Annotated in this window: 18 protein-coding genes and 1 tRNA gene; 1 reads left to right on the forward strand and 18 read right to left on the reverse strand. The window is 43.9% G+C overall.

The genetic code is table 11. The features are described from left to right. Positions 1–16: 16 nt before the first annotated feature. The 17 genes from JMX75_RS06500 to JMX75_RS06580 form a co-directional block, all read right to left on the reverse strand. The gene (locus JMX75_RS06500; RefSeq protein WP_201531597.1) at positions 17–838 is read right to left on the reverse strand and encodes an urease accessory protein UreF; all 822 of its coding nucleotides are present in this window, start codon (positions 836–838) and stop codon (positions 17–19) included. Next, positions 831–1,385 (reverse strand): urease accessory protein UreE, encoded by a 555-nt coding sequence (gene ureE / locus JMX75_RS06505; RefSeq protein ID WP_201531599.1) that lies wholly within the window; start codon positions 1,383–1,385, stop codon positions 831–833. Before ureE ends, JMX75_RS06500 begins: the two co-directional genes overlap by 8 nt. A gap of 74 nt (positions 1,386–1,459) precedes the next feature. After that, positions 1,460–3,592: an urease subunit alpha gene (gene ureC, locus JMX75_RS06510; RefSeq protein WP_227673004.1), complete on the reverse strand. Its 2,133-nt coding sequence runs from the start codon at positions 3,590–3,592 to the stop codon at positions 1,460–1,462. Between the two features lie 74 nt (positions 3,593–3,666). Then, complete coding sequence (gene ureA, locus JMX75_RS06515) at positions 3,667–3,969, reverse strand: urease subunit gamma (RefSeq protein WP_010200554.1); 303 nt, start codon at positions 3,967–3,969, stop codon at positions 3,667–3,669. Between the two features lie 150 nt (positions 3,970–4,119). Then, positions 4,120–5,109, reverse strand: a complete 990-nt coding sequence (locus JMX75_RS06520) for an urease accessory protein UreD (RefSeq protein WP_201531601.1) — start codon at positions 5,107–5,109, stop codon at positions 4,120–4,122. Positions 5,110–5,138: 29 nt separating this feature from the next. Beyond that, a complete protein-coding gene (gene urtE, locus JMX75_RS06525) occupies positions 5,139–5,837 on the reverse strand; it encodes an urea ABC transporter ATP-binding subunit UrtE (protein ID WP_201531603.1) in 699 nt (232 codons plus the stop codon). 46 nt (positions 5,838–5,883) lie between these two features. After that, positions 5,884–6,855, reverse strand: coding sequence for an urea ABC transporter ATP-binding protein UrtD (gene urtD / locus JMX75_RS06530; RefSeq protein WP_201531605.1), 972 nt, complete (start codon positions 6,853–6,855; stop codon positions 5,884–5,886). Beyond that, the gene (urtC, locus tag JMX75_RS06535) at positions 6,855–7,925 is read right to left on the reverse strand and encodes an urea ABC transporter permease subunit UrtC (protein ID WP_010200558.1); all 1,071 of its coding nucleotides are present in this window, start codon (positions 7,923–7,925) and stop codon (positions 6,855–6,857) included. Before urtC ends, urtD begins: the two co-directional genes overlap by 1 nt. Positions 7,926–7,935: 10 nt before the next feature. After that, a complete protein-coding gene (gene urtB, locus JMX75_RS06540; protein ID WP_201531607.1) occupies positions 7,936–9,735 on the reverse strand; it encodes an urea ABC transporter permease subunit UrtB in 1,800 nt (599 codons plus the stop codon). A gap of 144 nt (positions 9,736–9,879) precedes the next feature. Then, positions 9,880–11,190 (reverse strand): urea ABC transporter substrate-binding protein, encoded by a 1,311-nt coding sequence (gene urtA / locus JMX75_RS06545; protein ID WP_201531631.1) that lies wholly within the window; start codon positions 11,188–11,190, stop codon positions 9,880–9,882. Positions 11,191–11,870: 680 nt separating this feature from the next. Further along, a tRNA-Ile gene (locus JMX75_RS06550) sits at positions 11,871–11,947 on the reverse strand. 82 nt (positions 11,948–12,029) lie between these two features. Beyond that, positions 12,030–12,833 (reverse strand): pteridine reductase, encoded by an 804-nt coding sequence (locus JMX75_RS06555; RefSeq protein ID WP_227673147.1) that lies wholly within the window; start codon positions 12,831–12,833, stop codon positions 12,030–12,032. A gap of 59 nt (positions 12,834–12,892) precedes the next feature. Beyond that, entirely contained in the window at positions 12,893–14,065 is a 1,173-nt protein-coding gene (locus tag JMX75_RS06560) for a tRNA nucleotidyltransferase (protein WP_133104102.1), read from the reverse strand. Between the two features lie 159 nt (positions 14,066–14,224). Then, complete coding sequence (locus JMX75_RS06565; RefSeq protein ID WP_020443216.1) at positions 14,225–16,546, reverse strand: NADP-dependent malic enzyme; 2,322 nt, start codon at positions 16,544–16,546, stop codon at positions 14,225–14,227. Positions 16,547–16,875: 329 nt separating this feature from the next. After that, positions 16,876–18,342, reverse strand: coding sequence for a protein adenylyltransferase SelO (locus JMX75_RS06570; RefSeq protein WP_201531609.1), 1,467 nt, complete (start codon positions 18,340–18,342; stop codon positions 16,876–16,878). Positions 18,343–18,615: 273 nt separating this feature from the next. Continuing rightward, positions 18,616–19,794: an acyl-CoA desaturase gene (locus JMX75_RS06575; protein ID WP_181210356.1), complete on the reverse strand. Its 1,179-nt coding sequence runs from the start codon at positions 19,792–19,794 to the stop codon at positions 18,616–18,618. Positions 19,795–20,243: 449 nt separating this feature from the next. Then, positions 20,244–20,972, reverse strand: a complete 729-nt coding sequence (locus JMX75_RS06580) for a glycerophosphodiester phosphodiesterase (protein WP_201531611.1) — start codon at positions 20,970–20,972, stop codon at positions 20,244–20,246. Positions 20,973–21,368: 396 nt separating this feature from the next. Here JMX75_RS06580 and JMX75_RS06585 point away from each other — a divergent pair, with 396 nt between their 5' ends. Next, the gene (locus JMX75_RS06585; RefSeq protein ID WP_201531613.1) at positions 21,369–22,346 is read left to right on the forward strand and encodes a hypothetical protein; all 978 of its coding nucleotides are present in this window, start codon (positions 21,369–21,371) and stop codon (positions 22,344–22,346) included. Between the two features lie 116 nt (positions 22,347–22,462). Here the strand turns inward: JMX75_RS06585 and JMX75_RS06590 are convergent, their stop codons facing one another. After that, a complete protein-coding gene (locus JMX75_RS06590) occupies positions 22,463–23,107 on the reverse strand; it encodes a cob(I)yrinic acid a,c-diamide adenosyltransferase (protein WP_181210216.1) in 645 nt (214 codons plus the stop codon). Positions 23,108–23,331 lie beyond the last annotated feature (224 nt).

Consider the following 23,331-nt stretch of genomic DNA (forward strand, 5'->3'; position numbering starts at 1 on the left):
GTAGGGTTATCAGCGATTAAGAGCGAAATAAGCGGCTATATTGTTTTTCATGCTGGCAAGACAGGAGCGCTAAATTTGGTAAGTTGGCTGATATTTGTAGCTGTTGATAAAGTAGATTTAGTTTTGATATCGTTATGTCAGAGCTATCTGCCATTAACGGCAGCCTTTGAGCGTACAAAAAGCTTTGCTTGACGCGAGCAGCCAGTGGCTGTACTTGTTGGCTTAGTAGCTGTTGCAGCTGCCAAATGATTCGCTGTCCTGCCATTTGCCCAAGCGGTACGGTCTTGACCGCAGCCAGCACCATGTTTTCGATTTGGCCAAAGGCGTAAGTGGTCATGGCTTGTACAGGGTTAAATTGCCAGTGCGAGCTAATATGGGCAAACAGCGGCAAAAACCCATGGGCGAGTAAGCTATCAGGCACATTGAGCTCAAGGACATTATCAAGCCATGCGGATAAAGACAGAGCCAATTGACTTGACTCATAGACGAACTCTTTGGTTTCGCGGCTAGCGTGGTAATCTGCACCTAAAGCATCAGCAAGTGTGACGTCCTCAATCATAAGGGCTTCAATCATGAGCGCTAGTAGCGGTAGCTCATAACGACATAATGCCAGCTCCAGATAATCACTCATAAAATCCATACTACTGCTTTCATCATGAATAAGCCCTGACTCAATAGCAGGTTCTATGCCTTGCGAGTAGGTATAACTGCCAATAGGTAAGTTGCTTGACGCCAGTATGAGCAAACGTCCGGTCACATCTGCATGATTCAAATCATTCATACTTTGTGCGGTACTGGCAGGATGCTGGGAGTGGGAGTGCGTCGCATGATTAGTCATGAGAGTTGCCATGGGTGTGTGAATGGTCATGGTCATGGCCGTGATGACTATGATTATGACCATGAGAGTGAGAATGTCCGCCTTGATTGCCTTTATAAGCACCGGTTTCTGGCTCAAACGGCGCTTGTACGGCTTGGGTATGTAGGCCAAGTTGATGTAACATCGCTTCTAAAACATGGTCAGGTTCAAAGTAGAGGGCAGTAGGGGTCAGCATTAAAGGCACATGGCGGTTGCCTAAATGGTAAGCACCTTTCATAAGGTCAAAGTTATTATCTGCAGTCACTTCTATCAAGGCTTGCTTGGCAGCCATAATCTGTATTAAATTGCCTTGATAGTCTGCTAGCACACTGCCATTCTTAATAGTTTCCGTACGTGGCAAATCAACACCAATGGATTCTTGGTGCTGGGTTTCTGCTTTAAAACGGCTACGCTGACGGGTATCGAAATCTAAATATAAAAAGTTTTCTGCCTGTTTTTGGCTATCAATCACGGCTTGCTGTTCAGCGTTCAGGTCTGATTTATCAAGGCGTTGCGTATAAATTTTCATAAGTATGTCTATAGTCCGTTAAAATAGATGATTTACAGCTGACTGGGGATTATCAGCACGACAATAAAAAGCAGCTAGAATAAAAAGTAGCGCTGTGCCATCGGTAGATAGTCGGCAGGCTCACAGGTCAGCAGCTCACCATCGGCATACACTTCATAAGTCTCAGGATTGACCTCCATCTGAGGACAGTAGCTGTTGAATTTCATGTCTTGTTTACGTACTTTACGAATGTTATGTACTGCTTTGATGACCTTTTCTAATCCTAATTGCCTATCAACACCTTTATCAATAGCCGCACTTGACATAAAGGTGATGCAAGTCTGCGCCACTGTCTTGGGGAAGCTACCAAACATGCTGCGATAGTGCACAGGCTGTGGGGTGGATATGGAAGCATTGGGGTCGCCCATAGGTGCCGCTGCAATCAAACCGCCTTTTATAATTAAATCAGGCTTAACACCAAAAAATGCAGGCGACCACAACACTAAATCTGCCCATTTCCCCAACTCCAGTGATCCTACTTCATCACTAATGCCATGGGTAATAGCGGGGTTGATGGTGTATTTTGCGAGGTAGCGTTTGATACGAAAGTTGTCATTGCCGCTATCAGAATCCGTAGGACTTAGCATGATATTGTCTAAGGATTGCTCAGTTTTAGCTGATTGATCAGGAGCAAGGTGACCACGCTGGGCTTTCATCTTATCAGCCGTTTGCCATGTGCGAATAATGCCTTCTCCCACGCGTCCCATCGCTTGCGAATCACTACTCATCATGGAGATGGCACCCATATCTTGTAAAATATCTTCAGCGGCAATGGTTTCTTTACGAATACGGCTTTCTGCAAAAGCGACATCTTCGGCAATGGCTGGGCTTAGATGGTGACAAACCATGAGCATGTCGAGATGCTCGTCAATGGTATTGATGGTGAAAGGGCGTGTCGGGTTGGTTGATGAGGGTAAGACGTTGGTTTCGCCAATAGCTTTTAAGATATCTGGGGCATGACCGCCGCCAGCGCCTTCGGTATGGAAGGTGTGAATACAGCGGTCTTTAAACGCGCCTAGAGTGCTATCTAAATAGCCACTTTCATTTAACGTATCAGTATGAATAGCCACTTGTACATCATATTCTTCAGCCACGCTAAGGCAGTTATCAATGGCTTTGGGCGTGGAGCCCCAGTCTTCATGAAGCTTAAGCCCGATAGCACCCGCTTCAATCTGCTCTACAATGGGGGCAGGTAAACTAACATTGCCTTTACCTAAGAATCCGATATTCATCGGAATAGCATCAGTGGCTTTTAGCATGCTGTGAATATGATAGGCACCAGGCGTACAAGTGGTGGCAAGAGTACCTTCAGCAGGCCCCGTGCCACCGCCTAACATCGTGGTTACACCAGACATCAATGCCGTCTCACATTGCTGCGGTGCAATGAAGTGAATATGACTATCGATACCGCCAGCAGTCAAGATTTTACCTTCTCCTGCGATAATTTCGGTAGCCGCGCCAATAGGTAACGTCACGTTAGGCTGAATATCAGGATTGCCAGCTTTACCGATGCCACTAATGCGGCCCTCTTTGATAGCCACATCTGCCTTATAGATACCGCTATAGTCCACAATTAGAGCATTGGTAATAATAGTATCGGCAACTTGGTCACCTATTAGCTGTGACTGACCCATGCCATCGCGGATAACCTTACCGCCGCCAAATTTAACCTCTTCACCAATGCTAACACTATCAATGTCAGGCTGGTGATCAATATGACTGGTCAAATCATATTCAACCTCAAGCCATAAATTCGTATCGGCCAAGCGTACCTTATCTCCTGTGGTAGGGCCAAAATGTTCAGCATAAATACGTCGGTCAATGCGTTTTTTCGAGGTGTTTTGAGAGGTTTTAGGGTCTACAACGCCCATGACTTTGCCCGAAAAACCATAAATATGCTGTCTACCTGAGATGGCAACCAGCTCCACTTCGCGCGCTTGTCCCGGCTCAAAACGTACAGCAGTGCCAGATAGGATATTGAGTCGATAGCCAAGCGTCGACTCTCGATCAAAGCTCAGTGCTGCATTGACTTCATAGAAGTGATAATGAGAACCGATTTGAATAGGGCGGTCGCCGGTATTGATTACTGCTATGGTTTGAACGCAGCGACCAGCATTCAATGCCATATCGCCTGCTTTAATCTTATATTCGCCTACTTTCATCGTCATTTTTATTATCCTTAATCGTCTTACGGCAATGGCTCTAGTTCAATATCGTTGTATACGACTTTATAGCAAACAAGCTATACGATGGGGTTATGTACCGTCACCAGCTTAGTGCCATCGGGGAAAGTGGCTTCAACTTGGACATCGTGTATCATCTCTGCAATGCCTTCCATGACGTCATCGGCAGAGAGATAAGTGGCTCCTTCACTCATCAGTTGCGCCACGGTTTTGCCATCACGTGCGCCTTCCATTAGTAACATGCTAATGTAAGCGATAGACTCAGGATAATTGAGTTTTACACCGCGATTTTTACGACGTTCCGCCACCATACCGGCTGTAAATAATAAGAGTTTATCTTTCTCTGTAGGATTTAATTGCATAAAGCTTCCTTAATAATTATTGTGCTTTAAAGACTATGAACCGTTTTTAATCTTCATAAAGTAAATGTGCCAAGTTAAATGTACTAAGTAGAGTCATTCTGGTTTGGTTCAGCATTGTTCAGGGATGAGATTAAGTGGGAGCACATGATATTAGGTGTCCCAAATTCTCGGTCGATGAGGCTCAAGCGCATACCATGTAGACCGTATAAGCTCGCGAATTTGGTAAAAAGCTTCAAAGCACACACGCACATCTGCCCCTAAATAACGGCAATTAATACCTTGAAAATTATGAGTACAATAAATAGGTAATGACTGCGTATCAATGAGATGGCGTATCTCGGTAATAGTGGTATCTAAATATTGGCCGAGCTTGAGCGGATTATTCTGTAGTTCTGGCGCAATGACCTCTGTGCTAGGTATTGCCCAAAAAGAGCCATGAACATGTTGATTGTTCAGTCCTAATGGTGAGGTAAACCAGCGCGTATTGGCTTGTTGGGAAGTGCACTCACTGACCAATAGATCACTCTCACGCCATACCTCTAAGCGGTTGGCATAATGACCATTAGCAAACGTCTCTTGATACGCTTGACGTCCGAACACAGCAATATCCCAAGTCAATAAACTTGCCGTTTTAGCCAAATAAAAGCGGTTATTGGCAGTAGAGATAGAATGATCGTAATAGATACTTTCTTGTGGTAGCCATTCAAGAATAGCGTGGTCATCGAGGCGGGCGTTGATATGCTGTTCTGCGCTGACAACATCATTAAAACAGTCGTTAGAAGTGTTGCTATGTGCCGATTGAGTACCGTTGTTAAATTTTGATGAGTCGCTAGGTCTAGAGTATCGTAATGATTTGCGTTGCCCGTACCATTTGCCGGCTCCAGGGGTGGTAATCACCGCATGGCTGTTAGAGTGTAGGTCAAATTCCAATGTTAAGCGGTCATCATCGGCGATACCAGCAGGAGGATACAACACATAAATATGGCAAATCCCTGCTTGACTGTTATCAGTACTATCAGGCTCAGGATACAGCGCGCGCTGCACCATTAGTGCGCCAGTATGGGCACGATGATACAGCCGAGTTTTTGCAGCAGTAGAGGCGCAGTCGAAATGAAGCTGTAGTGAGGATTGCCAAGTCAAAATTGTATTCCCTTTTAGAAAGTGTCCTTTTAGATTGCCACCAACTCTTGAATGTTGTTTTTTGCCATGTCAACTCCAGCCCCTTGAGCTACCACTTGTCCTCTAGAGAGCACGGTATAGTTATCGGCAAGCTCTTCTGCAAACTCATAAAACTGCTCGACTAAAACAATTGCCATATCGCCTTTATTAGCAAGACTACGAATGACTCTACCAATGTCTTTAATAATGGACGGTTGGATACCTTCAGTCGGCTCATCAAGTACTAGTACTCGAGGCTCTGATGCAAGCGCACGAGCAATAGCAAGTTGCTGCTGCTGACCGCCTGATAGATCACCACCGCGGCGATGCTTCATTTCGTCCAGCACTGGAAATATATCATATAAGTGTTTGGGTACTTTACTTGCTTTACGTTGAGAGAATTTCGCCATGCCAATTAGAATGTTTTCTTCAACGGTCAAAGTAGAAAATATATCACGTCCTTGCGGCACATAAGCGAGTCCTGCGCGTACACGTTGCTCAGGCGTCATCTCACTAATATCCTTACCGTTTAATAAGATTTCACCTGATTTTATTGGTAGGATGCCCATCAAGCATTTAAGCAAGGTGGTTTTACCGACGCCATTACGACCCAGTACCACGCTACATTCTCCTACAGGGGCGGCGAGGGTGACATCACGTAAAATGTGACTGCCACCATAATATTGATTTATGGCATTAATTTCTAACATATAAGCACCTCTATTTTTTAGGTCTATTTCTAAGCACTACTATCAATTATCGACCCAAGTAAGTCTCAATAACGGCTTCATTATTCTGTACTTCACTCAACGTGCCTTCAGCCAAAATAGCACCATTTGCTAAGACCGTCACTTTCTCACTGATGGCATCAATGAAAGTCATGTCATGTTCAACCACGATTAAGGTATGATTCTTTTTGAGGCGCAGACATAACTCAGCGGTATGTTCCGTTTCGGCATCTGTCATGCCTGCCACTGGTTCATCAAGCAAAATAAGCTTTGGTCTTTGCATCAGTAACATCCCAATCTCTAGCCACTGTTTTTGACCATGAGATAACAGTCCTGCTGGCTTGTTAATCAGCTCTTTTAGGCGTATTTGATCAAGCGTTGAGTCAAGCGTATCTTGGATTTCTGCGTCAATACGAGTAAACCAGCTTTTTGACACTCGCTTGTCCTTTGGCGCGGCCAGCATTAAGTTGTCAAGTACGGTAAATTTCTCAAATACGGTGGGTTTTTGAAACTTACGGCCAATGCCTGCTTCCGCTATTTCTTCGGTAGATAGTTTGGCTAAATTATGTACTTGACCGAAAAATGCACTGCCTTTAGTGGGACGCGTTTTACCAGTGATGACATCCATTAAAGTCGTCTTACCTGCGCCATTAGGGCCGATGATGCAGCGTAGCTCGCCTGCCTCAATGTATAAAGATAAATCATTGAGTGCGCGGAACGAGTCAAACCACACGCTAACGTCTTCTAAATACAGCGCAATGCCATGTCTCATATCTGGCCCTGATTTGGGAAAAGGATGCGCCAAGCCACCGCTATCTCCGTAATCTTCAGCCAAAGTAGTGACTGGTCGGGTAGGCGTGTTTTCTGCGACCGTTATGTGTGGTGTATTTTTAGAGTTTTTCATTGGATTATCAATACTAGGATTGTTTTTAACAAGCGCATCGTTAGTAACTTTTTGGGAAGTAGCAACATTAGAAGTAGCAGCATTAGTTATTAACATTATTCTTTTTCCTTTTTAAAACGATCAAGTACGCCAATGATGCCGTTAGGGAGAAATAAAGTAACCACCACAAATAATCCACCTAGGATAAGCAACCAAAACTCAGGGTAGGCAACGGTAAAATAAGTCTTAATCGCATTGATTGCACCTGCGCCTACGATAGCACCAATGAGTGAACCTCTGCCTCCCGCAGCTACCCATACTGCCATCTCGATAGAGTTGACGGGGTTCATCTCACCGGGGTTAATGATGCCAACTTGCGGTACATATAGAGCACCAGCGATACCAGCAATGACTGCAGACAATACCCAAGCAGAAAGCTTGTACCAAAGCGTGCGATAGCCTAAATACTGCAATCGATTTTCACTATCACGAATGGCACCGAGCACGCGACCATAAGGCTGGCTCATCAGGTAGCGTAGTCCAAGATAGGACAGTAGCAGCGCCAAAGCGGTCGTAAAACACAGCACAGCCCTTGTTGAAGAGGCAGTGATGTCATAACCTAATAGCGTGGTAAAACCTGTAAAGCCATTGTTACCACCGAAGCCTGTTTCGTTACGGAAGAATAATAAGGCGGCAGCATAGGTCATGGCCTGAGTAATAATCGAAAAATAAACGCCTTTGATTTTTGAGCGAAAAGCAAAATAGCCAAAGATGAAAGCGACCAGACCTGGAACTAATACCACTAGAGCCATCGCCCACCAAAAGTGTTGAGTACCTGCCCAATACCACGGCAGCTCGGTCCAACTTAAGAAACGCATAAAGTCTGGCAAGCCTGTGCCAGCCGTTTCTCGCGTTAAATACATACCAAAAGCATAACCTCCTAGCGCAAAATAAAGACCATGACCTAAGCTTAGGATGCCGGCATAGCCCCAGACCAAGTCTAAAGCCAGTGCTACCATGGCGAGCGCCATTATTTTACCAATCAAAGTTATCCAGTAAGCAGACAGGTGAAAACTAGAGGTTTCAGGTAATAGATGGAGCCAAGGCAGTATCAGTAGCACTAAAAAACACAAACCAATCAAAATGGCATTACGTGGGGAATCAGATAATAATTGAGTCAAACGCATGAGGTTCTCCTTAATCCACAAAACGGCCTTTGAGGGCGAATAAACCTTGTGGACGTTTTTGAATAAACAAAATCACAAGAACCAGTAATACAATCTTAGCCATCACAGCACCAATGCCAATCTCTAGCACCGTACCACTGACACCAAGACCTAAAGATGCCAATACCGCGCCCCATACTTGCCCAACACCGCCAACCACGACGACTAGGAACGCATCAATGATATAAGTCTGACCTAAGTCGGGTCCGACATTGCCTACTTGCGCTAAGGCACAGCCAGCGAGACCTGCGAGACCCGAGCCAAGTCCAAAAGCCAACATATCGATGCGAGCAGATGAGATACCCACTGCACGTGCCATTTGCCGATTTTGAGTCACAGCGCGCACAAACAACCCAAAGCGAGTCTTGTTAAGTAAGTACACCAGTAGCATAAGAATAATGATGGTAAAGCCGATAATAGCGATACGGTTGAAGGGGAGTACAAGGCTCGAGGACACTTGATAGGCACCGCTCAACCAGTCGACATTGCTGACTTCGACGTTTTGCGCGCCAAATATCATCCGAACCAACTGCATGAGAATCAGACTGACACCGAAGGTTGCCAGTAAGGTTTCAAGCTCACGACCGTAAAGCGGGCGAATAATGATTCGTTCGATAATCATGCCGATAATGGCACTGACTAAGAAAGCGACGGGTATAGCAGCAACCAGATACCATCCAGTCATACTAGGAAAATACGCTTGAAAGAGATTTTGCACCATATAAGTGGCGTAAGCACCAATCATAATTAGCTCACCGTGGGCCATATTGATGACCCCAAGCAGACCAAAGGTAATGGCGAGCCCTAATGCCGCCAGTAGTAAGATACTTGCCGTACTAAGCCCCGTAAATAGATGACCTATCCAAGTACTGATGGTAATGCGCTGCTCAATACTATCCTCAGCGTCTAACAGCGCAGATTTTAGTACAGGATCGATATCATCTGCCGCCAATGCTTTTTTGACATCAACTAAGACTTGCGGGCTATCACTATCAGCAAGCACGGTAAGCGCGGCAATTTGCTTGGCGACGTCGCCATCTCTAAAATCAATCCTCGCTTGTAAAGTACTCAACGCCGTTTTGACGTCGTCGTCTTGCTCATTAGTGGCAGCAGTACTTATGAGTGCTGGATCTAGCTGTTCGATATTGTCCGCTAAGATGGCAACTGCCTGCACACGTTGCGTAGGATCGTTTGACTCAAGCTTAACCTTGGCTTGTCCAAACACTAAGGCTGAGCGTAGCGTATTGGTCAAAGTCACTTGCGCCAAGTCGCTAGGCCACTCGGTGGTCAGCTGCTTAGCAGGATAAGTAAATAGCTCATCTTCGCTGTTAAGTAGATAAGTTTGCCCACCATTACCTTGGTATAGCTCATCGTTTTTTATCAGCTCAACTAAAGTATCCAAACTCTCAACTGACCCCGGCCACTGGTTGAGCATGGTTTGGCGCTTGGTGAAGTCAGCAGCAACGAACTGTTCGATAGCGTCCCCTTTACTTATCGCAAGATTAGCAGGCGTAGTCAGAGACTGCTTGTTTTGAGCAAGTAAGGTGTCGTCTTGAGCAAGTAAGGTCTCTTCACTTACAGCATTGGATGTCGCTGCCACAGTATTAGTAGATAGTTTCTCGCCATGGCTGTGGGCTATTGGCGTCTCGTGAGCATGAGCAGCTGATGTGATAGCAATGAGGAGGAGTAAAGATAGTAAGGCGATGATAAAAGTCTTATTAGAATAATTGGCTTGCGCGTCACTTTTATAATAGGAAGGGTAATGTGACATGATGGTTCCTTTTTTGCAGTCAACACTCCTCTAACCTCTACTGAAAACTGTTTTATCAGTAGAGGAGCTAAAGGGTTGCTGGTATTGATACCATTAAGGGGCTAAGGGCTAAGGGCTAAGGATTGCGGTTTAGGTGACAACACCTTATTTAGGAATGTACTGACTCCATGGCTCAGCACGAATGACTTTTGGCGTTTTGCTGATCACATCGAACTGACCATCGGCACGGATTTGACCGATCATGACAGGCTTCCATAAGTGATGGTTTTCCTCATCCATTTTCAATGTATACCCTGATGGCGCGTCAAAAGTCTGACCTCCCATACTAATACGCACTTTATCGACATTAGTGGTACCTGCTTTTTCGACTGCTTGTTTCCACATATTGATACCCACGTAGGTGGCTTCCATAGGATCATTGGTCACGACCTTTTCAGCATTCGGTAGCTTATGATCTAGCGCATATTTCTTATACTTTTTAGTGAAGTCGCTGTTGACAGGATTTTTAACCGACATAAAGTAGTTCCATGACGCCAAATGCCCTTGCAATAAGCTGGTATCGATACCGCGAAGCTCTTCTTCTCCTACTGAGAATGCCATGACTGGGATATCAGAGGCTTTAATACCCTGATTGGCAAGTTCACGATAAAAAGGTACGTTTGAATCCCCATTAATGGTAGAGATAACCGCCGTCTTTTTACCAGTAGAGAAGCTTTTAATGTTGCCCACGATAGTCTGATAGTTGCTAAAACCGAAAGGAGTGTACTCTTCCATGATGTCTGTTTCAGCTACGCCTTTAGACTTCAAGAAAGCACGCAGTATCTGGTTAGTAGTCCGAGGATAGACATAATCTGTCCCAAGTAAAACGAAGCGTTCTGCACTACCACCCTCTGGACTCATTAAGTATTCAACGGCAGGAATAGCTTGCTGATTGGGAGCCGCCCCAGTGTAGAAAATGTTTTCTGACTGCTCTTGACCCTCGTACTGAACAGGGTAGAACATTAAACCATTTAGTTCTTCAACGACAGGCAGCACGGACTTACGTGACACCGATGTCCAACCACCAAATATGACATCCACTTTGTCTTGAGTTAACAGCTGACGTGCTTTTTCAGCGAATAACGGCCAATCAGAAGCGGGATCTACGACGATTGGCTCTAGCTGCTTACCCAACACACCGCCATTGGCATTAATTTCATCAATGGTCATGAGGGCAGTATCTTTTAATGAGGTTTCAGAGATGGCCATCGTCCCAGATAAAGAATGTAAGATGCCTACTTTGATGGTGTCACCATCTGCCGCAGGGGTAGTAGCGGTCTCGGCCGTTTCGGTTTTTGTGGCTGTAGAATTGGTCTCAGCGCTAGTTTCTGCAGGTTTTTGACAACCTATAAGGCTTAAGCTACCTACAACGGCTACTGCTAGTAGAGACAAACGTGATGTGAGTTTTGAGTCGATACGATAATTTGTACTTATAGGAGTATCAGTGATAAGCGTTGGCAATAAAGACATATATTTCTCCAAAAAGATAAAGTAGCAGCTTGGTAGGCCGAGTTAACAAACCATTCCTAACTGCTATTAATACTTCAATATTTATGCCATTCCAAAATACATAATAAACGCACCAATATCGGTCTTTTTAGGAGATATTGCACTTTTTTCGCACCATGATGGTTTTTATGATTTTCTATGCACCATAAGTGTCTAGTCTAAAAGGATTAAAACGATTACATTGAAAGCGGTGTGCTGCTAAGTTCAGAAAGCATAAACAAGGGTGCTTGCAAAGCAAACTCCGATATTAATTAAGCCAATTGAGTACTCATAAAAGCAGTAAGGACTTGCTAAGACTAAGACATGCCAGCATGTAGTGGCATAATAAATTCGGACAGCTGCTAAGAGGTTATACTAAACAAAAGAAGGAACATAGTATGACCAACAAACGCAATCAATATACCCGATAACTCAAATTAGATGCCATCAGCTTAGTCGTTGAACACAAACGTAAAGTACCTGACGTTGCTGATTCATTGGGGATAGGCAAATCCACCCTCAGAGGTTTATCGCACACTCTAACAAACCAGCTAAAAACACTAGACAGAAAAAAACCCCATAAACATTGCGTTTACGGGGTTTGAATTTGGTGGGCCCAGTAGGACTTGAACCTACGACCAAAGGATTATGAGTCCTCTGCTCTAACCAACTGAGCTATGGGCCCTTTAGACGCACAATGATACCTGATTTTTATATATTTTCAAGTAAAAGTTAGCAGATAGGGCATACTATTTGATGAATTATCACTAATTACCACCAGCCAGCGTCAAACTTCGGCCTCCATCTACGGTTATTATCTCACCCGTCACATAACTGGCGTGCGCCAAATAGAGCACGCTATGCGCAATGTCAGCAGGGATGCCTATTCGCTGCATAGGAATGGAACCTATAATCTTACTTTGCTGCTCGCTATCAATCGCTTGATCGCTATCTGCATCGGGTAAAATATTGACCCCAGGCGCGACCCCATTCACGCGTACACCAGGCGCCATATCCAGTGCTAAAGACTGCACCATCATCCGATGCGCCGCTTTTGCCATATTGTAAACCGTATAATTGGCAAACGGCTTATCATGCGCATGAATATCAAGCAGACTAATAATACAACCTTGTTGTTGCTTAAGATAAGGTAGTAGTGCTTGGCTTAACAATAAAGGCGCTTTGGCATTGGTCAACAGCAGCTCGTCCCATTGGTCATAATTAATACTGCCAAGGGGGGTAGAGTAAAAGCGAGAGGCATTATGTACCAGTACGTTTAGTTGCCCAAATGCCTGCATGATAGTTTGGGTCAGGTGCTTGAGAGTGTCTGCCTGATTTACCACTGCCAAATCCGCGACAATAACCACAGCACTATGAGCGCAAGTATCATTCAGCGCGTCTGCTAATGCATGTGCCTCTTGCTCACTATGATGACAATGGATAATGACGCGATAGCCTTGCTTATGAGCCGCACGAATAATAGCCGAGCCAATTCTCTTAGCACCACCTGTGACAAGCATAACGGGGGCAGATGCCATCATAGGCTGAGTATTTTTAGATGTTTGAGTCATAATAGAGTTTTAATTAGGATATGGTTTTAAAATTTTAAAGAGTGTTTAATCTTTTTATGTCAGGCTGTTTGCGTTTGTAAATGCTCAATTCTGCATTGACGCAAGGCTTTACCAATCGCTGGACCTTTGAGACTTTGATCAATATCATTCATACCAATACTGTGAAAGCTATTTAATGCCAACATCATCTGACGGTGCTGTATAGATAACTGCAATACTTGGCTTGTGACCAAGAGCTGCGAGAGTTTTTCAGGCTCTTTATGGGCGCTGCAGGCTTGAATAAGATCAATTTTCTCGGCAGCACTGAGTTGGGTTATAACGCTTAATTTATCAGCTTGTTGTACGAATAAACCAGCAAATTGTGTTTGTGCCTTTGGTACTTTAGCCATATCACCTATATCGTTAATACTTTTGACAGCTGTTATGGCTTCAGTAGGCTTAGACTGAAATAACGATGGCTTAAGGCTAACCATTAATAGCGCCCAACGCTGTGATAGATTCAATTGCATCTGACCGGCGAAATATAGCGATGTTTGCACTGTCTCTCGTATCTGATCATCATTCCAAGCCTGATGTAACGGTGCAAAGTACTCTGCAAGGGCGCCGATATCAAATAGCTGTTGCCAGTATACCTGAGGGGAGAGCTGCATCATTGCACGGCTCGATTCTTGCCAAATACGCTCGCTACTTAAATGGGTAAGCTCTCCTGAAGCAACCAACTCACGCATCAAGACTAACGTGTCATCAGCGATAGTAAAGCCCAAATCGTAATAGCGGCTATAAAAGCGCGCCGTTCTCAGCACCCGTAAAGGGTCTTCGTTAAAGGCACTTGAGACATGACGTAGGGTTTTATTTTCAATATCCTGCAATCCGCCGTAGTAATCAATCACGTCACCACTTATCGGTGTATCGTCGGTTAAGCTAGTAACCTCTATGGCCATGGCATTGACTGTCAAGTCGCGCCGCTGCAAATCGTCTTTTAAACTAACGTCAATACTGGCATGCACGCTAAAGCCCTGATAGCCCAAACCTTGCTTACGCTCAGTTCGTGCGAGGGCATATTCCTCACGGCTTACTGGATGCAAAAATACAGGGAAATCTGCGCCTACTTGCTGAAAACCTGCGTCAAGCATCTCAGTAACTGTTGCCCCAACGACAACGAAGTCTTTATCTTTAATAGGGCGCCCTAATAGCTGATCACGTACCGCACCGCCGACGAGATACACTTGCATAATATTCTCTTTATATTTACTACCAATTAACCTAAATTTTGTCAAAAAAAACCAGCCAATACTTTAAGCATTGGCTGGTTTTAGTATAGCAGACGGTCTCTATAAAAAATGCAAGAGACTGTCTTAATTGCGCACTTTAACTCTGAAGAACGTAATCGATTACTGCTTCTCGTTGTCTAAATCCTGAGCTTCAGTGACCGCAAGTGCCGTCATATTAACCACACGGCGCGCTGTGGCTGATGGCGTTAGAATATGTACAGGTTTGCTTGCACCTAACAAAATAGGACCGATAGACGCGCTACCGGTTGCCGTCTTAAGCAGGTTAAAGGCAATGTTCGACGCATCTAACGTTGGCAAGATAAGTAGATTTGCTGAACCTTTAAGATTGCTCGAAGGCAAGTCATTGGCACGGATATGTTCGTCAAGTGCCGCATCACCTTGCATTTCACCGTCAAACTCAAAATCGACATTCATCTCGGTCAGCAGTTGATGTACTTTACGCATTTTGACCGCACTGGCACGATCAGAAGTTCCGAAGTTTGAATGCGACACCAAAGCCACACGTGGGGTAATGCTAAAGCGGCACAATTGCTCAGCTGCCAATACAGTCATCTCAGCCAATTGCTCAGCCGTTGGATCTTCATGGATATAGGTATCAGCAATAAAAATATTACGATCTTGCATGAGCACCGCATTCATCGCGTAAAAATCATTAATGCCTTCTTTTTTGTTGATCACTCTGCCGACATATTTTAAATGCAGTTGATAGTGACCGAATGTACCACAAATCATACCATCGGCATCGCCATTTTCAACCAAAAGCGCACCAATTAAAGAGGTCTTGCGGCGCACATCACGGCGAGCAAGCTCGATACTGACCCCAGTACGTTTGTTTTTCTCGTAGTAGCCTTTCCAGTAATCGTTATAGCGCGGATCATCATCAACATTGACGATAGTAATATTCACGCCGTCTTTCAAGCGTAATGCTAGCTTGGCGATGTTATTTTCGATCACTGAAGGACGACCGACCAAGATTGGATAAGCCAACTGCTCATCGACGACCACTTGTACCGCTAATAGTACGTTGCTGTCTTCGCCTTCACAGTAAACGATACGTTTTGGATCTGCTTTTGCACGAGCAAAAATAGGCTTCATTACAAACGCTGAGTTATAGACAAACTCAGACAGACGCTGACGATAGGCTTTCATATCTGCGATAGGAAGCGTTGCAACGCCTGAATCCATAGCCGCTTTGGCGACTGCAGAGGCAATTTCAATGATTAGGTTTGGCTCAAGTGGTCCTGGAATCAGGTAATCACGACCAAAGCTTGGCGTACTTTCAACGTTTTTGACGTTGCTCATTGGCGTCGCTTCAACATGTGCCATAGCAGCAATGGCACGTACGCATGCAATTTTCATCTCTTCGTTGACAGTCGTTGCGCCTACATCTAATGCACCGCGGAAGATATAAGGGAAACACAATGCGTTGTTTACTTGGTTCGGATAATCAGAGCGACCGGTTGCCATAATAACGTCTGGACGGACGGCATGGGCGATTTCTGGCATGATCTCAGGCGTTGGGTTAGCAAGCGCAAAGATGATAGGGTCTTTTGCCATACGGCGAACCATGTCTTCTGTCAATGTACCAGGCATAGATAAGCCTAGGAACATGTCGACATCATCCATTAGCTCTTCAATAGTCGTAGCAGTGGTTTCACGAGCATAGCGTTGTTTGGTTTCATCAAGGTTTTCACGGGTAGTAGAGATAATGCCACGTGAGTCTGATACGTAGATATTGTTTTTATTCACACCAAGGGCGCAAATGATATCCAAGCAAGAAATCGCTGCAGCACCGGCACCAGAACAAATGATTTTAATATCTTCAATTTTTTTGTTCGTGATGATTAATGCATTAAGCATCGCTGCCGCAACAATGATTGACGTGCCATGTTGGTCGTCATGGAATACTGGAATGTTCATACGCTTACGCAATTCGCGCTCGATTTTGAAACACTCTGGTGCTTTGATGTCTTCTAAATTAATCCCACCAAACGTAGGCTCTAAAGAAGCAACAGCCTCAATGAATTTGTCCGGATCATTTTGTGCAATTTCAATATCAAAAACGTCGATACCAGCGAACTTTTTGAATAGAACCCCTTTGCCTTCCATAACAGGCTTTGATGCCAATGGACCGATATTTCCCAAACCTAGCACCGCTGTACCATTGGTAATAACACCAACTAAGTTGCTACGTGCGGTATATTTTGCCGCAAGAGATGGGTCTCTTTGAATCTCAAGACAAGGAACTGCCACACCTGGTGAATAGGCGAGCGCCAGATCACGTTGGTTTGCCAATTGCTTGATAGGAGTAACTGAGATTTTACCAGGGCGAGGGAACTCATGATAATGTAAGGCAGCTTGTTCAAACTGCTCTTTTTCCGTACTAGGGGTGTCCGTATTCAAAGTGATATCGTCATTCATAATAATTGCCATGGTTAGGATAAATTGGAATAAATTAAATGGTGATAAAAACTAATGCCTAATTCTCAATAACCATTGAATATGATCATGAGTGTACATTGATTGTTAAGGGGTGCTATGCGGTGCTTAAACATCAGCAAAAAACAACAATAGTGCAAAATAGATAGTCTACATTATCGCCAATAATTTGCCTAGCTAAGGACTATGAACTGCGCACACAATATAATAAATTGATATTCATTATTTAGCTAGTTGATAATGCCAAAAAAATGACCCAAATATCAACCCCAAATGCAAAATATTTCAAAATATTACAGAATAAATATATATTAAGACGAACAGCTGATTGGCATTTGCGGTGCATGAGGCGCAGGCGGTAAGGTATCAAGGTCAATGGCGCTATCATGTAGCGTATAAGGGCTAGCAAGCAACTCGAATACTCTATTTAGTTCTTCAAACTGTCCTTGCTCTGCGGCAACGATAACACGCTGAGCCATGCTGTTACGCAATACATAAATAGGATTGCTGGCTTGCATATCCTCAATTGCTTGAGTAATCGATACCTGCTTTACTTGTGCCAGATAACGGGTCGACCATGCTTGCCAGACTTGCTGTGCTTCAGGATTCAGCTCGGCCGTCAAGGTTGCAAGCAACTGCTGCTCATAATGATGCTCATTAGGTGCGATTAATGCTAATAACGCTCGGAAACTATTGGTATAGTCGAGTAAATTATCCTCTAGTAGTGTCAACCATTCAAACGCTAAGCTTAGACTTTCACGCTGATGCGGCAACCCAAGCTTACGGCATAGCCCTTGCTGATAATGCTGCATAAAGGTCGCCTCATAAGGTGCCAGACAATCTGCTAACGTCTCGCGCGTCACACCGTCTAGACGCATAAAGTGCGGTAACCAAATATTTAGATTCCAATGACCAATAGCAGGCTGATTTTGATAGGCGTAGCGTCCGCTATGATCAGAGTGATTATTGATCCAAGCAGGGTTGAAGCGTTCCATAAAACCAAATGGACCAAAATCCAAGGTACTGCCAGTAATAGACAAGTTATCCGTATTCATAACGCCATGCGCAAATCCAATCAGTTGCCAATCGGCAATCATGCGTGCTGTAAGCTCAACCACAGCCTGCAAAAATGCTAAGACTGGTTTATCACTATCACGGCACTCAGGGTAGTAGGTATCAATCATATAGTCGGTAAATTCAGCGAGTAAGTCGGGCGCAAAGCTTGCAATCCACTCAACATGACCTAAGCGAATATGACTGTCAGCGACTCGCATTAAGGCAGCTCCTGCTTCTATTCGCTCGCGGCGCACTTTGGTATCTGATACCACAAATCCCAACGCATTAGAGGAGGCGATACCAAGCTGAGTCAACGCATGACCACATAAATACTCACGAATGGTACTGCGTAATACTGCACGCCCATCGCCCATGCGTGAGTAGGGCGTCAAGCCTGCACCCTTTAGATGTATATCTTGTAGTTGATTGTTTTTATCGAGTACTTGCGCCATCAATAAGCCGCGACCATCGCCCAATTGCCCCGCCCATTGCCCAAACTGGTGACCAGCATACGCCATTGATAAAGGCTGAAATTCAGCTGGCACATACTGTCCACCAAGTATTTCAACCCAACGAGTCATCAAATCTGTATCTTCCGTCCAGCCCAGCTGCTCAGCAACTTGAATATTAAAATGACCGACACGAGGATTGTCTAATGGGTTTGGCAGTTGCTCATTATAAAGACGGGTGTCCAATTGAGCATAGGTGTTTTGATAGCGCATAAGAGCCGTTCCAATTTAAAGATAAAAGCTGGGAGAAGAAATTTAAGATATGAATAGAGTAAACTCACTATAACATAGCCTTGATATAGCAGCATTGCACTCTGTCCGTCTCTTGTAAATCATGATTAATTATCACATCATTGTTTATCACATTACTATTTATCAATAGACATGAGATTTAATACCGCACGAAAAAATCCCCCTATCTTTTACAGATAGAGGGAAGGAGAAACGTCACAATAAAATACTAAATAATCAAACAGTTATCAATACTTAAGCCGCTTTTGCGCTTTCACCGATAGAGCGAAATGCTGTTTTCAGATTGCTGTTATGTGCCAATATTTTTTGTTCAATCTTGGCATAATCTTGCTTTAACTCATCTTCAACTTCATGCAAGCGATCAGCAAACTCGGTCTTTTTCAGCTCAATGGTTTTTGCTTTTAATGCTTGCCATTCTTCAACCGTTTGCGTAAAGGCATCATATTCAAACTTAATACGATCTTGGAAGCTTTTCATCGCATGAGGAATATCAATACCACTTGATGTGACCGTATCAATCTGCTGCTGCGCTGCTTTAAATTGCATTTGTACTTCAGCATGCTTGATAGTGGTGTCATCAACAGTACGTAGCTCAGTAGTCAAGCCCAGCTTCGATAAACCAGCGATAAGCCATTTGGTTGGATCATACTGCCACCATTTTACGCCATTACGATAATCATACTGGAAGAAGTGATGATAGTTATGATAACCCTCACCCCACGTAAATAGAGCCAAGAAGAAGTTATCACGTGCAGTGTTGGTATCGGTATAAGGACGCGACCCAAACATATGACATAGCGAATTGATAAAGAAGGTAAAGTGATGCGTCAGTACCAGACGTAGCAAACCGACGATGACCAAAGTACCCCAAACATCACCCAATAACCAACCGATCGCGGCGACTGCACCGATGTTCAATGCAGCAACCCATAAACCGTAATATTTATGCTGAATTTGCAGCGTTCTATCTTTGGTCAGGTCAGGGATATTTTTATAGTCAAATTTTCCGCTAGGATAATTGCGTAGCATCCAGCCCATATGACTAAAGAAAAAGCCACGTTTCGCTGAGTACGGGTCTTCTAAGCGATCATCGACATGACGATGATGCGTACGGTGACCAGAAACCCAATCAAACGCTGAACCCTGTACCGCAAAGGTAGAACCTAGCAATAAAAAGTTTTTGACGATTGGATGCGCTTTATAAGCACGATGCGATAGTAAACGGTGATAACCAGCTGTGATACTGATACCCGTCCATACCATAAACGCCCCAAATACGCCCCAAACCGGTGCGCTGACTTGATGGGTGAACAGATACCATGGCGTAATAATTGCTGCAGCAATAGGCGTGGCTACCAGAATAGTCGCTGGAATCCAGTTAATCGGTGCTTTGGTAAACTCAAATTCACGCATATCGATATTATCTACATCGGTAGGCAGTTCAGTCTGCTCAGAGGCGCTTGCATAGTTGCGTTTGGCAACAGGCATCTCATCGAGTGAGTTTTTTGCTTTATTCTCATCAAAACGTGTTTTAAAACGTGTGACTTGAATGCTGGCATTTTTGACAAGTGTGTCACCAGATTTGATAGCGAAACGTAAGCCTTTAAGCGGTAAGCCAAGTGCTTTTTTTGCAATCATATAATATCCCTAACGGTATTAATTTAAGCGTCTATATTACCTTAAATACTTAGTAAAGTGAACACTTATACACTATAAAAATATTGCTAAATAACAATAACTTGTATGGATTATAGTAGGTGTTATGGCAAATAAGCCGTGACTTATCAGCTATAAGGTAAAAATGTAAGTAAAACAATAAATATGTACACCGCAAAAGCGAGTTTAGAAATAGGAGTAATGCGTTAAGGTAATAATAAATAGCTTGGATAATCAGTAATAATCACATCAACTTGCCAGTTTATAAGCTGCTTAATAGTCTCAATATCATTGACCGTCCATGCACTTACAGGTAAGTCATAGCGATGACAATACTGTATGACTTCACGATCCAAAAGCGGATAGTGGATACCTAATTGCTTACAGCCAAGTTGTAAGGCAGTATTGGGAGCCTGTTTCAGTAGTTTAGGCTCTCGAATAAGCAGCCCACGTGGTATATGCCTTATGAAAGTACTGCGTTGTAAATGGGCATGCAGCTCAACATCAAAGCTGGTTAGCACAATCGGTAGGCTAGCAAGGGGGCTATCAATGAGGTCACGCATCAAGGCTTTTACGAGTTTGGCATAATCAGTGCGACTATGGGTTTTAACCTCAAGCTCAATATAAGTATAGGTATTTAGAGCAGAAGCAATGTCAGGCAACGTGATAATTGGCTGACCAAACTGATGATGACGCTGTATTTCGCTCACATTTAGCTGATCTAGACGCGACTGCTGCGCGCACATGCGCTCAAGCGTTTCATCATGAAAGACGATGAGCTGTCCATCTCGGTTAAGTTGTACATCGAACTCTACACCTGCTAAGCCAGAGCTTTGCAAATTTTGCGCATATTCAAAACCTGATAAGGTATTTTCTAATGCTTCACCGCGCGCGCCGCGATGACCAAGTAGCAAGGTGTTCTTAAGATCTATCATAACCAGTAACCATCACATATTTTGAGCATTATAATGGAAATATTATATCGTCTGTTATTAACTGCATCCAACGCTATCACGTATCAAAGCGTATTGAATAGAGCATTTATAAAAATCTTATGCTGATAAAACTTTCTGTCATCATCTTAATATTTGTTTAAGTAAATATATATTTGTAGCTTTTTTGCAACTAAAGCTATATTTCGGACACAATGTTGAACGTTATTTGTACATCAGTAGGCTACATAGATGACCATCTCCTGCAAACACCGTATAATAATGTGGTTTTCAAATCTATCGCAATGCCGGTTTCTGCTAGATTTGAGTTTTATAGTGTAAATGTCAAATACTGTCCGTGAGCGACGGTACGAATCAGTAAATTGGAGCAAAAGAGATATGAGCGTAGCAAATAAAAGTGTGAGCAATTGGTATAAAGTTGCTGGTATTGGCATGGTATGTGGTTTAGCGCTTGCTGGTTGTGATCGCTCAGAAAAAGACGATGCCGAAACGGTAGAAGTGACTGAGCAAGAAACACAGGTTAGTGAAAATGCTGCTGCCACGGCGGTGAGCTGTGATGATCCTATGGTACAAGACCGCCTCAAATCCGCTTTGAAAAATACGCTCAATCAACAAGCCCAAACTTTAGCCGTCAGTTATGCCAACGATGCAGAGATTGGCTTAGGCAGCGGTGTGGTTTCTACTAAAGCAAACGGTATTATCATCGATATACAAAATGCCGCCGTGTTGCAAGCAACCAATGAAAATGGTCTGACAACCTGTCAGGCAAGCGTCAGCATGACTCTGCCAAGTGAAGACTTATATCAAGCCAGCCAAGTGCAAGCCGCTAATAATCGGCCAAGTTTGCAATCGCGCTTAGCCAATGACAATATTCGTATCAATAACAATATGCTCATTGATGATGCTTTTACCTATGTTGTTGGTATGCAAGGTGGTCAAGTACGTACACGTATCGCAGGACAGCCGGCATTATTAACAGTGGTATCAGAAGTGGTCGCCAGCTCAACGCTCCATTCAGCAATGGAAGAGCAGCGCGCCCAACGTGGCACTCAGCAACCTGAACGCCGCCGTGAACCAGCACAGAATACACAGAGCAATAATAATACTAGCCAGCCAAGAGCGGTAACGCCAGCTGCGCCTGTGCGTCCAGCACAACCTGCTAAGCCACCAGTTATTAATCAAAACAGCAGTCAAAATACAAAGACGCCAAGTAGCACTCCGTCAGCGCCAACACCTAGCACTACTGCGCCTAGTACAGTAACTCCTACACCTGCTGCTCCAGAAGCACCAAAAGCAACGCCTAAAGATGAAAGCATTGATATGGTCATTATTGAAGATAAAGAAGCAACTTATTAATCTTATTGCTACTAAATATCGATAAGCATCGTTTCAGTATTTCAATTCAGTATTTCAATAAAAAAACGCCTGCAACATATTTATTGCGGGCGTTTTTTTGTGGTTCGTTAAATGGCTCAACTATCAGCGAATTTTTGTAATACTTGGCTGTCCCACAAGACTTCAGAAACCTGTTCAGGGTCTGTGCAAAAACGTGCGGCGACAAAGAGCCAATCAGACAAACGGTTGATAAAGCTGACCGCTGTCGGTCGAATGGCTTGTGGCTGCGCTTGTCTTAGTAATACTGCTTGGCGCTCAGCGCGGCGACAAACAGTACGTGCCACATGCAACTGGCTGACCAATAATGAGCCTGTTGGTAAGATAAAGTCTTTTAGCGGTGGTAACGTTGTATTCATCGCATCGATCTGCTGCTCAAGCCAATCAATATGAATCGTATTTACGCCTTCATATTCTGGCATAGCAAGCTCACCACCGATATTAAATAATAAATGTTGAATAATCACTAAAGCTTGGGCAAAGTCGACTTCTTGTTTTGTTTGCAAGCGTTCAGGTAGCTGTTGGCTGTGACTTGAATTATTGGTTTGCGCACTTAACGCTTGAGTAAGCTGTGCACGTACCAAGCCAATGTGCGAGTTGAGCTCATCAATATCACCCATCACACTAAATAGGATGTCCGCCTTACTGACGCGACTACCATCTGCCATGCCAGTACTGCCATCATCGCCAGTACGCGTATAAATTTTGCTTAAACGATTGCCCATATTTTTATCCTTAACTATCAATGTTTTTATCATTACAGAGTCTTACTTGCGCGCTCATTGTAGTATTTTACGAGCATTTTCGCTAAGATAATGGGTTAAGTTTTATATTGATGTTCTCTTTACCCTTGATTTATGCATGATTTGCTTATGTAAGCGCTTTTTTATTGGCTAAGCGTACATGATTGCTAGGCTTGTTTTCTCTTATACTTTTAATTTAAAGGCTT

This window comes from Psychrobacter sp. LFX-11D (genome assembly GCF_904846475.1).
Taxonomy (GTDB): Bacteria; Pseudomonadota; Gammaproteobacteria; order Pseudomonadales; family Moraxellaceae; genus Psychrobacter; species Psychrobacter cryohalolentis.

Excerpts from the sequence above, each read along its gene's own strand:
- urtC (WP_010200558.1), bottom strand. The coding sequence starts at position 7,925 with ATGCGTTTGACTCAATTATTATCTGATTCCCCACGTAATGCCATTTTG.
- urtD (WP_201531605.1), bottom strand. The coding sequence starts at position 6,855 with ATGTTAATAACTAATGCTGCTACTTCTAATGTTGCTACTTCCCAAAAA.
- JMX75_RS06585 (WP_201531613.1), top strand. The coding sequence starts at position 21,369 with ATGAGCGTAGCAAATAAAAGTGTGAGCAATTGGTATAAAGTTGCTGGT.
- urtB (WP_201531607.1), bottom strand. The coding sequence starts at position 9,735 with ATGTCACATTACCCTTCCTATTATAAAAGTGACGCGCAAGCCAATTAT.
- JMX75_RS06590 (WP_181210216.1), bottom strand. The coding sequence starts at position 23,107 with ATGGGCAATCGTTTAAGCAAAATTTATACGCGTACTGGCGATGATGGC.
- urtE (WP_201531603.1), bottom strand. The coding sequence starts at position 5,837 with ATGTTAGAAATTAATGCCATAAATCAATATTATGGTGGCAGTCACATT.
- JMX75_RS06580 (WP_201531611.1), bottom strand. The coding sequence starts at position 20,972 with ATGATAGATCTTAAGAACACCTTGCTACTTGGTCATCGCGGCGCGCGC.
- ureA (WP_010200554.1), bottom strand. The coding sequence starts at position 3,969 with ATGCAATTAAATCCTACAGAGAAAGATAAACTCTTATTATTTACAGCC.
- ureC (WP_227673004.1), bottom strand. The coding sequence starts at position 3,592 with ATGACGATGAAAGTAGGCGAATATAAGATTAAAGCAGGCGATATGGCA.
- JMX75_RS06570 (WP_201531609.1), bottom strand. The coding sequence starts at position 18,342 with ATGCGCTATCAAAACACCTATGCTCAATTGGACACCCGTCTTTATAAT.
- ureE (WP_201531599.1), bottom strand. The coding sequence starts at position 1,385 with ATGAAAATTTATACGCAACGCCTTGATAAATCAGACCTGAACGCTGAA.
- JMX75_RS06560 (WP_133104102.1), bottom strand. The coding sequence starts at position 14,065 with ATGCAAGTGTATCTCGTCGGCGGTGCGGTACGTGATCAGCTATTAGGG.
- JMX75_RS06565 (WP_020443216.1), bottom strand. The coding sequence starts at position 16,546 with ATGAATGACGATATCACTTTGAATACGGACACCCCTAGTACGGAAAAA.
- JMX75_RS06500 (WP_201531597.1), bottom strand. The coding sequence starts at position 838 with ATGACTAATCATGCGACGCACTCCCACTCCCAGCATCCTGCCAGTACC.
- JMX75_RS06555 (WP_227673147.1), bottom strand. The coding sequence starts at position 12,833 with ATGACTCAAACATCTAAAAATACTCAGCCTATGATGGCATCTGCCCCC.
- JMX75_RS06575 (WP_181210356.1), bottom strand. The coding sequence starts at position 19,794 with ATGCGTGAATTTGAGTTTACCAAAGCACCGATTAACTGGATTCCAGCG.